The 12,390-nt window shown below is 64.0% G+C and carries 12 protein-coding genes; 4 read left to right on the plus strand and 8 right to left on the minus strand.

The window, feature by feature from the left end; all coding sequences use genetic code 11:
* The first annotated feature begins 9 nt into the window (after positions 1–9).
* From FJ417_RS29125 to FJ417_RS29140, 4 genes are read left to right on the plus strand one after another with little or no spacing between them, the layout of a single operon-like run.
* On the plus strand, positions 10–1,554 hold the full coding sequence (locus FJ417_RS29125; RefSeq protein WP_140785821.1) for a sugar ABC transporter ATP-binding protein: 1,545 nt from the start codon (positions 10–12) through the stop codon (positions 1,552–1,554).
* Positions 1,551–2,531 (plus strand): ABC transporter permease, encoded by a 981-nt coding sequence (locus tag FJ417_RS29130; protein WP_140706489.1) that lies wholly within the window; start codon positions 1,551–1,553, stop codon positions 2,529–2,531. The genes FJ417_RS29125 and FJ417_RS29130 overlap by 4 nt, the downstream gene beginning before the upstream one ends.
* On the plus strand, positions 2,528–3,514 hold the full coding sequence (locus tag FJ417_RS29135) for an ABC transporter permease (protein ID WP_140785822.1): 987 nt from the start codon (positions 2,528–2,530) through the stop codon (positions 3,512–3,514). Before FJ417_RS29130 ends, FJ417_RS29135 begins: the two co-directional genes overlap by 4 nt.
* A 44-nt stretch (positions 3,515–3,558) precedes the next feature.
* Entirely contained in the window at positions 3,559–4,062 is a 504-nt protein-coding gene (locus FJ417_RS29140; RefSeq protein WP_246687580.1) for a gluconokinase, read from the plus strand.
* 15 nt (positions 4,063–4,077) lie between these two features.
* On the opposite strand, the gene FJ417_RS29145 is transcribed toward FJ417_RS29140, so the two are convergent.
* The 8 genes from FJ417_RS29145 to FJ417_RS29180 all read right to left on the minus strand — a co-directional run bounded on the left by FJ417_RS29145 (position 4,078) and on the right by FJ417_RS29180 (position 12,241).
* Complete coding sequence (locus FJ417_RS29145) at positions 4,078–5,223, minus strand: hypothetical protein (protein ID WP_140785823.1); 1,146 nt, start codon at positions 5,221–5,223, stop codon at positions 4,078–4,080.
* 163 nt (positions 5,224–5,386) lie between these two features.
* Positions 5,387–5,836: an Rrf2 family transcriptional regulator gene (locus tag FJ417_RS29150; RefSeq protein ID WP_040984137.1), complete on the minus strand. Its 450-nt coding sequence runs from the start codon at positions 5,834–5,836 to the stop codon at positions 5,387–5,389.
* 235 nt (positions 5,837–6,071) lie between these two features.
* Complete coding sequence (locus FJ417_RS29155; RefSeq protein WP_140785824.1) at positions 6,072–7,058, minus strand: sulfate ABC transporter substrate-binding protein; 987 nt, start codon at positions 7,056–7,058, stop codon at positions 6,072–6,074.
* A gap of 205 nt (positions 7,059–7,263) precedes the next feature.
* A complete protein-coding gene (locus tag FJ417_RS29160; protein WP_140785825.1) occupies positions 7,264–8,304 on the minus strand; it encodes a sulfate/molybdate ABC transporter ATP-binding protein in 1,041 nt (346 codons plus the stop codon).
* 70 nt (positions 8,305–8,374) lie between these two features.
* The gene (gene cysW / locus FJ417_RS29165; RefSeq protein ID WP_140785826.1) at positions 8,375–9,259 is read right to left on the minus strand and encodes a sulfate ABC transporter permease subunit CysW; all 885 of its coding nucleotides are present in this window, start codon (positions 9,257–9,259) and stop codon (positions 8,375–8,377) included.
* Complete coding sequence (cysT, locus tag FJ417_RS29170) at positions 9,252–10,103, minus strand: sulfate ABC transporter permease subunit CysT (protein WP_140647976.1); 852 nt, start codon at positions 10,101–10,103, stop codon at positions 9,252–9,254. The genes cysW and cysT overlap by 8 nt, the downstream gene beginning before the upstream one ends.
* A 92-nt stretch (positions 10,104–10,195) precedes the next feature.
* Positions 10,196–11,224, minus strand: coding sequence for a sulfate ABC transporter substrate-binding protein (locus FJ417_RS29175; protein WP_140785827.1), 1,029 nt, complete (start codon positions 11,222–11,224; stop codon positions 10,196–10,198).
* 303 nt (positions 11,225–11,527) lie between these two features.
* The gene (locus tag FJ417_RS29180) at positions 11,528–12,241 is read right to left on the minus strand and encodes a M15 family metallopeptidase (protein ID WP_246687581.1); all 714 of its coding nucleotides are present in this window, start codon (positions 12,239–12,241) and stop codon (positions 11,528–11,530) included.
* Between the last annotated feature and the right edge of the window lie 149 nt (positions 12,242–12,390).

Raw genomic sequence — 12,390 nt, forward strand, 5'->3', positions numbered from 1 at the left:
GGAGGCTCAATGGACGGTGCGGCTCCGCTCTTCCGCATGGAAGGCATATCCAAGCGCTATGGCGGCGTGAGGGCCCTGGAAAAGGCCGATCTTGAAGTTACCGCCGGCAGCATCCACGCCATTCTCGGCGAGAACGGCGCAGGCAAGTCGACCCTGATCAAGATCATGGCGGGCGTCGTGGCACCCGACGAGGGCCGCATGACGCTGGATGGGCGCGAGGTGAGCTTCGCCTCACCGGCCGCGGCAAATCAGGCCGGCATCGTCTGCATCTTCCAGGAACTGTCGCTCATTCCCGAGTTGAGCGTCGCCGACAACATCGTCATTTCCGATCCGCCGAAGCGCTTCGGCATGATCGACCGCCAGGCGCAGCGGCGCATCGCGGAAGAAGCGCTGGCACGCGCCGGCGCTTCCGATATCCATCCTCGGGCCCTGGTCAAGGACCTGCCGCTGTCGCGCCGGCAGATGGTGGAGATCGCCAAGGCGCTGGCTCGCAAGCCGCGCATCCTGATCCTCGACGAAGCGACCTCGGCGCTGACGGCGGCGGATGTCGCCAAGGTCTTCGAGGTGTTGAAGCGGCTGCGCTCGGAAGGACTGGCGCTGCTCTACATCTCGCACCGCATGAACGAGATCGCGGAACTCGCCGACCATTGCACGGTGTTTCGCAACGGCCGCAACGTCGCCAGCTACCCTGCGGGCTCTAAGAGCGACAATGAGGTGGTGGAGCTGATGATCGGCCGCGAATACAGCCATATCTTCCCGCCGAAACCCGTTTCCGCTGCGGCCGCCACGCCGGTGCTCGAAGCCCGCAATCTGTCCTGGGCCGACCGGCTGGACAATATCTCGCTGAGCGTCAAGGCCGGCGAAGTCGTGGGCCTGGGCGGTCTCGACGGGCAAGGCCAGCGCGAACTGCTGCTTGCCTTTTTCGGCGTGCTGCGCGGCCTGCGCGGCGAGGTGCTGATCGACGGCAAGCCGGCTTCCATATCGAGCCCGCGCGCCGCCAGCGACGACCGCGTCGGCATGGCGCTGATCCCCGAGGACCGCAAGACCGAGGGGCTGATGCTGCCGATGACGGTGCGCGAAAACCTCTCCTTCGCGGCGCTCGATCGGCTGGCCAAGGGCGGCATCATCGATCGCGCCGCCGAGCAGCGCCTGATCGACGACATGGTCGGGCTGCTGGCCATCAAGACGGCGGGGCTCGATATTCCCGTCGGCGCGCTCTCCGGCGGCAACCAGCAGAAGGTGGTCATCGCCAAATGGCTGATGCGGCAACCGCGCATCATCCTGCTCAACGATCCGACGCGCGGCATCGATGTCGGCACCAAGCAGGAGATCTATCAATTGATGCGCAAGCTGGCGGATGCTGGCGCCGCCATCCTGTTCTATTCGACCGACTATGACGAACTGATCGGCTGCTGCGACCGCGTGCTCGTGCTCTATGACGGCAGCGTCAAGCGCGAGCTCGTCGGCACCGAGATCACCGAGCACGCGCTGATCGCCAGCGCGCTCAACATCCATGGCGAAGGCGCCGATATGCAGCAGGGAGCGGGCGCGTGAAGGATTGGCGCTACTTAATGGCCGAGCAGCGCGGAACGCTGCTGGCGCTCGGCATCTTCATCGTCATGTTCATCATCTACACCACGAACCACCCTGCCGGCTTCACCGCCAATGTCGTGCAGACAGCCGCCAACAAGGGCGTGCTCCTGGCCTTCGTGGCTATGGCGCAGACGCTGGTGGTGATCACCGCCGGCATCGACCTGTCGGTCGGCATGATCCTGCTTCTTACCAATTGTCTTGCCTCGTGGCTGGTGGTCGGCACGCCGCTCGAGACCACGCTCGGCGTGATCGCGGTCCTTGCCGCCGGCCTGGTCTGCGGGGCGATCAACGGCGCCATCGTCATCTATGGGCGCCTGCAGCCGATCGTCGCCACCATAGCCACCGGCGCCGTCTTTTATGGCATCGGGCTTCTGCTGCGGCCGTTTCCGGGTGGATCGGTCAATGAGGATCTGGCCGACGCGCTGACGGGAAAGCTCTTCGATGTGATCCCGACCTCGCTGGTCGCGCTGCTCATCGTCGTGCTGGTCGTCTGGGTGCCGTTCAGCCGCTCGGAATTCGGCCGCGCGGCTTACGCCGCAGGCTCATCGGAAACGGCGGCTTATATGTCGGGCGTGCCGATCCGGCGCGGCAAGTTCCTCGCTTATGCGCTGGCAGGCCTGCTGGCTTCGGTCGGCGGCCTGTTTCTCACCTTCTTCACCTATACGGGCGAGGCGGCCTATGCGAGCGGCAATTCCTACACGCTGTTCTCGATCGCGGCGGTCGTGCTCGGCGGCGTGTCGCTGTTCGGCGGCAAGGGCAGCGCTATCGGCGCGATCTTCGGCGCGCTTGCCTTCCGCACTATCGGCGACCTGTTGTTCGTCTTCGATTTCGATCCGCTCTGGCAGCCGCTGTTCCAGGGCGTTATCCTGTTGATCGCGGTCAGCCTCGGCGCCTTCGCCCTGTTTCGGGTGCGCAACCGGCTGGAGTGGTTCCTGTGAGCGAAACGACGCTTGGTGGTCTTGCCGGCCGCATGCCCAAATTCATCCGCCGCGCCGACCCGGCGGTGCTGACGGCCTTTGCCTGCATCGTCATCCTGCTTCTGCTGGGCAGCCTCTATTCGCGCAGCTTCCTATCGCCGGAATATCTGCTGCAGCAGCTTAAAGTCGCCTCGTTCCTTGGCGTCATCGCTACCGGCATGATGCTGGTCATCCTGCTCGGCCAGATCGACCTTTCGGTGCCATGGGCCGTGGCCGCCGGCGCCATGATGGCCTGCGCTGCCGCGGCCTACGGGTCGGTCGGCGTTGCTCTCGCCATCCCCTTCGGCGTTCTGTGCGGCGTGGCGATCGGCATCGTCAACGGCATCGGTGTCGCCTATCTGCGCATCCCCTCGATGATCATTACCTTGGCCACCAACGCGGTCGCGCAGGGGCTGATGGTGGTCTACACGGGTGGCTTCTCGCCACAGGATTCGGCGACGGCGGCGATGCGCTATCTGGCGACCGGTTTCACCATTCCGGGGGTTCCCAACGCCGTCATCATCTGGGCGCTGATCGGCGCCGCGATGGTCTTCGTGCTCACCCGCACCAGCTTCGGCCGTGCCGTCTACGGCATCGGCAACCGCGAGCGCGCCGCCTACCTTTCCGGTATCGACACGCGCCGCATCGTGATGATCGCCTTCGCCGTCTCCGGCGGGCTGTCGGCCTTTGGCGGCGTGCTTCTGGCCGGCTATGCGTCGAAGGCGGCACAATCCATGGGCGATGCCTATCTGCTGCCGTCGATCGCCGCCGTCGTGCTGGGCGGCACCTCGATCCTGGGCGGGCGCGGCTCGTATCTCGGCACGGTGGCCGGCGTGATCCTGATCACGCTCCTGCAATCCATCCTCTCGGTCATGCAGATGCCGGAAGCGGGACGGCAGATCATCTATGGTGTCGTCATCGTCGCCATGCTTCTGCTCTACGGGCGTGCGCCGGCAAGCCGCTGACCGTGGATGAGGCGAGCGCAAGACCGCAGATCCCGGAGCCTCGCATGAACGACCTTCGGGCGGCGCCGGCCATCGTCGTGATGGGTGTCGCCGGCTGCGGCAAGACGGCCGTCGGCGAGGCGCTCGCCAAGGCTCTCGACGCCGACTTCATCGAAGGAGATCGGCTGCATCCACCGGAGAACGTGGCGCGGATGGCGCGCGGCGAGCCGCTGACGGACGCGTTGCGCGAGGGCTGGCTCGACGCCATAGGCGAGCACATCGCGATCTCCGTTGCCGGCGGACGGAAAGCGGTGGCGGCGTGCTCGGCGCTGAAACGCGCCTACCGTGACCGGCTGAGCCGCTACTGTCCCGACACAGTCTTCCTCTACCTGAAGATCGACCGCGAGACCGCCTGGCGCCGGGTCGCCAATCGCAAGGGCCATTTCATGCCCGCAAGCCTGGTCGACAGCCAGTTCGCCACGCTGGAAGAACCTGCGGCGGACGAACGGGCCGTGACGGTCGACGGAACGCGAAGTGTTGCCGGGATCCTGGAAGGGATCGTTGGTTAGAACGGTTCGGGCGCTTCAGGCGCCGTCATTGCCGATCGCGGCTTCCATTGGCCGCTCGGTCAGCCGCACGGCGCTCGACCAGGCCATCATCTGCTCCGGACAGAGTTCGAGCGTTTCCAGCATATGGTCGCGCTTCGACAGGATGTATCCCGCCTGGACGACGAGGTTCTTCGTCGCGGTGTCCCTTGCCGGCGACGCCGGCGGCTGTGGCCCCGCGCTCAGTTCGCTGACGATCGCGCGATACTGGCGAAAGGGAACCGTTTCGATCGTCGCCATATGAAACAGCGCCGCGCCCGCGCGCGCGGCGAAGTTTGCCGGCGCCGAGGCGAGATGGGTCCAGCCGCGCTCGCCCATGGCGGCCTCGGTGAAGGTGGAGCCGGCATAGACGGTGTTGGTCATCAGCACCACGCCGTTTGCCTTCAGGGTCTTCTGGATGCGCGTGGTGACCTGGTAGGCGTCGGTGCGCTCAAAGACGATCCGGCTTTTCAGGAAGCGGTTCTCGACCTTGACCAATGGCGGGTTGATCACACGCAAGCCGAATTTGCTCGGTGAGAAGCCGTGGTACTGCGCGCTTACCTGATGAGCATCGACGCCGGCCTCATGCAGGGCGCGCTTGCCCATGATCGTCTGCGCTGTGAACTGGTCGCACCATATGATGACGCCGCGCTCGTTGCGCAGGGCTTGTTGCAGGGCTTCGAGGCCTTCGAGCCGGATCGCCGGCGACCAGCGCCAGCCGGAGACGAGATGCGCCGCAAGCGTTAGCCGCCGGCGGTGAATGGCGGCGAGTTGCGCCTCGAACATTTCTTGCGTGTCGACGGCATCGCCGAGCACGGCCTTCACCGCGACGTCATAACGGGCGAACTCCTTGCGAAAGTGGCGCCTTCGCCTGAGCCTGGATCCCCAGCCGCAGATAGGCCCCCACCAGGAGACCGGCAGCATCGCCGCGACGCCGAGATAGAAACAGGACAGCAGGCTCTCGCGCAGGTCCCGATTGGAGAAACGGCGCAGTTTCCCGGGGCGGACAACCTTGCGGCTGAAGAAGCGAACGGACTCGTTGCGCTCCGGCACCGGCACGTCGGCAATGATCTCGGTGTGATAGATGTCGTTCGACGATGGTTGCCGGCTGGCCCTGCGGGAATTGCCAAGCCAAGGCAGCCTCATGCGTCAGAGCCCTGTTTCATCCTCCCAGCCGCTTTACTGCGTCCGCGGTAGACTGGCAACCGAGGGCGACAAGTCGGGCCGGCGACTTGTCGTTGGGCGCAATTGCGAACGGAAGGCGGCGGCGAAGGGCAGAACCTGGCCGCTACCGCTTCCTCGAATTGCTTCAAATCTGGGAGGTGAGCTCCGCCGGAAAATCGTCGTTGTCGGCGTCGCGCATGGCGGCGAGGCTGCGGTTGTCGAGCACCTCGGCGATCGCCTGGCGCACTTCCAGCATCATGTGTCGGACCTGGCAGGTGGCCTCGTCGCAATCCTCGCAGCGCTGGTATTGCGTGCGGCTGGCGCAAGGGATCGGCGCCAGCGGCCCGTCGAGCACGCGCACGACATGGCCGATCTTGATCTCGGAAGCGGGCCGGGCGAGGCGGTAGCCGCCTTCCTTGCCCTTGCGGCTCTGGACGAAACCGGCATTGCGTAATTCGCCCAGGATCGCATCCAAGAATTTCTTCGGGATGTTGTTGGCGACGGCGATGTCGTTGACGAATGCAAGCTGGCCAGCCGGTAGACCGGAAAGATGCACGAGGGCCTTGAGGCCGTATTTGCCTTTTTTGGTCAGCATGCCCGATTCAATTCATCAAACCCCAATGCGCCTGCATCTGGCGGTTGTTTGTGTGCAAATCATGACAGTTGACCGCCTGGTCCAATAATTTGCCCGGCAGCTTAGGCGCAAACGCGTTGATTCTTCGTAACGTTTTTCACGTTGGACGCCGGATTTCCCCTGCGAAATGCTGGCCGGCTTAAATGAGGAAGCCGGCTAAAGCCGGCTTTCCTGCGCTTCCTGATTGTGTGGCGGCTCAGCGGCTGCCATAGGCCTGATCGAGCAGCCCGCCGGCGGCGAAATGCTCCTTCTGTACTCTGTCCCAGCCGCCAAAGACTTCCTCAACAGTCAGTAGCCGGACGTCCGGGAAGTCGGCCTTGTGCTTGGCGGCCACCGAGGCGTCGCGAACCCGCAGGCCGTTCCCGGCGGCAATGTCCTGGCCTTCCGGCGTGTAGAGAAAGTCGAGATAGGACTTGGCGAGATCGCGGCTGCCATGCTCGTCGGCGACCTTGTCGACGATCGCTACCGGGAACTCGGCCAGCAGGCTGACCGAAGGCGTGACCTGCTCGAATTTGTCGTCGCCATACTCCTTGCGGATGCCGCGCGTCTCCGATTCGAAGGTGATCAGCACATCGCCGATCTCGCGCTGGACGAAAGTGGTTGTGGCGGCGCGGCCGCCGGTGTCGAAGATCGGCACGTTGTTGAAGAGCTTGGTGATGAACTCCTTCACCTTGGCGTCGTCGCCCTTGAAGGCTTCCTTGGCGTAGGCGGCGGCGGCGAGATAGGTGTAGCGCGCATTGCCCGACGTCTTCGGGTTCGGAAAGATCACCTGCACGTCGTCACGCACCAGATCGTTCCAGTCCTTGATGTGCTTGGGATTGCCGGCGCGCACCAGGAAGGACGGCAGCGAATAGAAGGGCGAGGCGTTGTCCGGGAAATCTTTCTGCCAATCGGCTGAGACCAGTCCTTTCTTGACCAGGAAATCGACGTCGGTGACCTGGTTGAAGGTGACGACATCGGCACCAAGACCTTCGGCGATCGCGCGCGCCTGCGCCGAGGTGCCGGCATGCGACTGATCGACGGTGACACCGGGGTGCTTGGCGATGAAGGCCTTGTTGACGTCGACGAACAGCTCGCGGCCGACGTCGTAGGATGCATTCAAAAGCTTGTCGGCCGACCAGGCTTGGGAGGACGCGAGGACGAGACCGGCAAAAGCTGCGATGGCGAGCAACAGACGCTTCATGAAAACAGGGCTCCTTGGAAATGGATCAAGCTATGGCAAAACCATAGTCGCGAAAGCCTGGTGCGACGAGGCACGCGCTCCGAGAGGCGGGCGAAGGCCTGGAAAATATCTCGCCAAAACAGCCTTTTGCTAGGATTTTCTTCCAAGTGGATTCACAGGTTGCACCAGGCTGGGCGCCGGAGGAGCTGTCAGGCTGAAAGACAGCTCAGGACGTGGGAAAAAGCTTCCAGCGTCGCGGCCTGAAAGCCACCCGGCTCTTCTGTGCCGCGGGATGGTCGACTGGCAGTTCGATCTCGACGCGCTGGCGCTCGCCGCCGATTTCGAGCTCGACGCGCCTGGTGCCGGCAACGCGGCGGCTGGCGGCAACCGTGCCGGCGATGCAGCCGCTGCAGCCGTCGAGCAGCTCGACGTCATGCGGGCGGAAGTGGAGAACCGCCTCGCCGGATGGCGCATGCGGCGCCTGCAGCCCGATCGGCCGGTCGGCGATCCAGATCTCGCCGTTCTCGACCTTGACCGGCAGCGAACTCGACTCGCCGATGAAGGAATAGACGAAGGGCGAGTTCGGCGTGTCATAGATATCGTCGGCGGTGCCGACCTGCTCGATACGGCCCTGGCTCATGACCACGACGCGGTCGGCGAGCTCCAGCGCCTCTTCCTGGTCATGCGTGACGAAGACGGTCGTGTGGCCGGTGCGGTCATGGATCTCGCGCAGCCAGCGGCGCAGCTCACGGCGAACCTGCGCGTCGAGCGCGCCGAACGGTTCGTCGAGCAAAAGCACCTTGGGCTCGATCGCCATGGCGCGGGCCAAAGCCACGCGCTGGCGCTGACCGCCGGAAAGCTGCGCCGGGTAGCGCTTTTCCAGGCCCGTCAATTGGACGAGGTCGAGCAGTTCCAGCGCCCGGCGGCGGATTTCCTGCCCCGACGGCCTTGCGGCGCCGTGCCGGACCTTCAGGCCGAAGCCGATATTGTCGGCAACCGTCATGTGACGGAACAGCGCGTAATGCTGGAAGACGAAGCCGACATTGCGCTCCTGGATCGACTTCTGCGAGGCGTCCTCGTCGCCGAAGAAGATCGCGCCCTTGGTCGGCCGCTCCAGGCCGGCGATCAGGCGAAGCAGCGTCGTCTTGCCGGAGCCCGACGGCCCGAGCAGCGCGATGAGCTCGCCGGATCTGATGTCGAGCGACACGTCGTGGAGCGCCGGAAACCGCTCGAACTCCTTGCGCACGTTGACGACGCGAACTTCCATACAAATCCCTCAGTTCCTTGATGCTGTCGTTGTTCCCAGATTGCCGGCAATCTTGGGCGACAGGTAGTGTTCAGTGCCCGCGCGTCGCGGCGAGCTCGGCGCCGTAGCGCATCTCGAGAAGCGTTTTCAAGACCAGCGTCACCAGCGCCAGGCCGGCGAGCAGCGAAGCGACGGCAAAGGCGCCGACGGCGTTGTATTCGTTGTATAGGATCTCGACATGCAGCGGCATGGTGTTGGTGAGGCCGCGTATGTGGCCCGACACCACCGAGACCGCGCCGAACTCGCCCATGGCGCGCGCATTGCACAGAAGCACGCCGTAGAGCAGTCCCCATTTGACGTTGGGCAATGTCACATACCAGAAGGCCTGCCAGCCGCTGGCGCCCAGCGACAGTGCTGCTTCTTCGTCGCCATTGCCCTGTTCCTGCATCAGCGGGATCAATTCGCGCGCGACGAAGGGGAAGGTGACGAAGATGGTGGCCAGCACGATGCCGGGCACGGCGAAGAGGATGACGATGCCATGCGCCTTCAACCAGGCCCCGAGCAGCCCTTGCGCGCCGAAGAGCAGCACATAGACCAGGCCGGAGATGACCGGCGAGACCGAGAAGGGCAGGTCGATCAGCGTGGTCAGGAACGCCTTGCCCTTGAATTCGAACTTGGCGATCGCCCAGGCGGCCGAGATGCCGAAGATGACGTTGAGCGGCACCGAGATCGCCGCCACAAGCAATGTCAGGCGGATGGCGGAGCGCGTGTCGGGGCCGGAGAGGGCGTCCGTGTAGGCGCCGACGCCTTTGGCGAGCGCCTCATGGAAGACGACGATCAGCGGCAAAAGCAGGAAGACGGCGAGGAAGGCGAGGGCGATTGCCATCAGCACGGCCTTGACTGGCCGGCTTTCGGTCACCGCTGCCGACTGGCTCTCGTGATGCGGTTCGTAGGATTTGATCTCGGGATCAGCCATAGCGCTTGCGGCTCCATGTCTGGACGAGATTGACGACCAGAAGCATCAGGAAGGACAGCGCCAGCATGATCGCGGCGATCGCGGTCGCCGCCTCGTAATTGTATTCCTCGAGCCTGATCACGATCAGAAGCGGCGCGATCTCGGACTTGAAGGGCAGGTTGCCGGCGATGAAGATGACCGAGCCGTATTCGCCGACGCCGCGCGCGAAGGCGAGCGAGAAGCCGGTGACGATCGCTGGCGCCAGGCCTGGGAAAAGCACGCGGGTGATGATCTGGAAACGGCTGGCGCCGAGCGTGGCGGCGGCTTCCTCGACCTCCTTGTCGATCTCTTCCATGATCGGCTGGACGGTGCGCACGACGAAGGGCAAGCCGATGAACACCAGCGCGATGACGATACCGAGCGGCGTGTAGGCGACCTTGATGCCGAGCGGCGCCAGGAGATGGCCGATCCAGCCATTCGGCGCATAGAGCGTGGTGAGCGCGATGCCAGCGACGGCCGTGGGCAGGGCGAAGGGCAGGTCGACCATCGCGTCCGCGATGCGGCGGCCGGGAAAGCGGTAGCGGACCAGCACCCAGGCGACGACGGTGCCGAACACGACGTTGACGGCAGCCGCCAGGAAGGCGGTGCCGAAGCTTATCTTCAGCGCGTTGAGGGTGCGTCGGTCAACGGCGATCGCCCAGAAATCGGCCCAGCCGAGCGCTGCCGAACGCCAGACCAGCCCCGAAAGCGGGATGAGGATGATGAGCGTGAGGTAGGCAAGCGAGAAGCCGAGCGTCAATCCGAAGCCCGGAATGACACTCGGCTGTCTGAATCGCCACCCCGCCTTGGCGGGTGCTGTGGTCATGCTGTTCTGGATCGTCCCTTCTGTTCAAACCAGAATGGCTTTACTCAGTCGCATTCGGCCGGCCTGCCTGTGAGGCTCACCGGCCGTCCGGCTCACTGCGCCGGCTTGTAGATCTGGTCGAATATACCACCGTCGCCGAAATGGTAAGGCTGCGCTTTCTTCCAGCCGCCGAATTGCGGGTCGTCGATGGTGACCAGCTTGACTGCCGGCAACTTGGCAAGGTCCTCGGCCGGCACCAGGTCGGGCTTGGCCGGGCGATAGTGGTTCTTGGCGATGATGGTCTGGGCTTCCTTGGAATAGAGCCAGCTCAGATAGGCTTCCGCGACCTTGCGCGTGCCCTTGGCATCGACATTGGCGTCGACGACGGCGACCGGCGGCTCCGCCAGGATCGAGGTCGGCGGATAGACGATATCGAAATTGTCGGCGCCGAATTCGTCGAGCGCGAGATAGGCTTCATTCTCCCAGGCGATCAGCACGTCGCCCAAGCCCTTCTGCGCGAAGGTCACCGTCGAGCCACGCGCGCCGGTATCGAGGACCGGGACGTTCGCATAAAGCTTGCCGACGAACTCCTTGGTCTTGGCTTCGTCGCTGCCGTCATTGGCGTTTGCATAGGCCCAGGCGGCAAGATAGTTCCAGCGCGCGCCTCCGGAAGTCTTCGGGTTCGGCGTGATCACCTGGACGCCGTCCTTCACCAGGTCGTTCCAGTCGCGGATGCCCTTGGGATTGCCCTTGCGCACCAGGAAGATGATGGTGGAGGTGTAAGGTGCCGAGTTGTTCTCGAACTTCGTGCGCCAGTTCGGGTTGATCTTCTTCGTCTTCGAGACGATGGCGTTGATGTCGCCTTCGAGCGCCAGCGTCACCACGTCGGCGTCGAGGCCGTCGATCACCGCCCTGGCCTGGGCGCCCGATCCGCCATGCGACTGCTGGATGGTGACGGTTTCGCCGGTCTCCGCCTTCCAGTGCGCGGCAAACGCCTCGTCATAGGCTTTGTAAAGTTCACGTGTCGGGTCGTAGGACACATTCAGAATGGTCGTATCCGCAAACGCGAAACCGAGTGTGCCGAACTGGACAGATGCGGCGACGAGCGCGCCGAGCAGTTTCCTGAAATGAGGATTGGTCATTCCCGCCTCCGTTGAACTGCACAAACTCTACCGAGTTTATAGAATTTAGATGCATTGAATGTTGCCTTTTTCGCCTCCTCGAAGCAATTTTTCGCCGAGCCGCCGGCAATCGGGAAAATATCGTCCTCAATTTCGGACAGCGACCATTTCCTCGGCAGTCGGGGCCAACTAGGCGCAGCCGGCTGCCGGGCAAGGCCGGCGCTAGATCGTGATGGCGTTTCGTTGAATCGCCGTCACGATCTAACTCTTTGTTGGAGCATGATCTTTCTCCGAAAACCGGTTCCCACTTTTCGGGATCATGCTCTAGTTCGCGGTCACCGGAAAATCGAAACGCTGTTTTGGGAACGGCTCTTTGGCCAGCGTGAAGTGCCACCATTCGCGCGCATAGTTGCGAAAGCCGGCGGCGCGCATGGCGGTCAGCAGCGTTTTGCGGTTCGCGGTGGCTTCGGCGCCGATCAAGGCGCTGGCGGTCTCGCTCTTTGGGTCAAAGCAATCGAAACCGGTGCCGAAATCGAGCGTGCCGCCGTCCGGCGCACCGCAGGCCGGATGAACTTCGCTTTTATTGACGGCCTCGGCGATAGCAAGGTCCACCGTCGAGCCTCGAGAATGGCTGGAGAATTCGCCGATATAGCCTTTGGCGATGAGATCGCCGCGCTCGACTGTCGGATACGATTGCGGATCGGGCTGGCCACCCTCTCTTGTCCATCTGCCCATGTCGGCGACGGCGCGCGCGGGGCGGTAGCAGTCGAAGACGACCAGTGTCAGGCCTTTGGCGGCTATTGCTTTCTGGACGGTCGACAACGCCTTGGCCGCTTGTGCGGTCAGGACGCAGACCGGCGCGTCATAGCCGTCGGCCTTGCGGTGCAGGAAGTTTTCAAGGCCGGCGTAGCGGACATCCTGGCGGATGGTCGGGTCGATATCGGTGAGCCTGACGAAGCCGGCGGGCAGGGGGTCGGCGTAAGCCGAGGGAGGGCTCGCGATTGCTAGCGCAAGCGCTGCGAAGAATGCTCCCGACAAAGGTCGGCGCGAGGCCCCCCTCTCTGCCCTGCCGGGCATCTCCCCCGCGAGGGGGGAGATTGGCAGTTTCGGCGCCGCGCCTCTCCTGCCATCGTCAAAGATTGGCGAAGGCCGCGAAGCGAATAATCTCCCCCCTCGCGGGGGAGATG

The organism is Mesorhizobium sp. B3-1-7 (assembly GCF_006439385.1).
Taxonomy (GTDB): domain Bacteria; phylum Pseudomonadota; class Alphaproteobacteria; order Rhizobiales; family Rhizobiaceae; genus Mesorhizobium.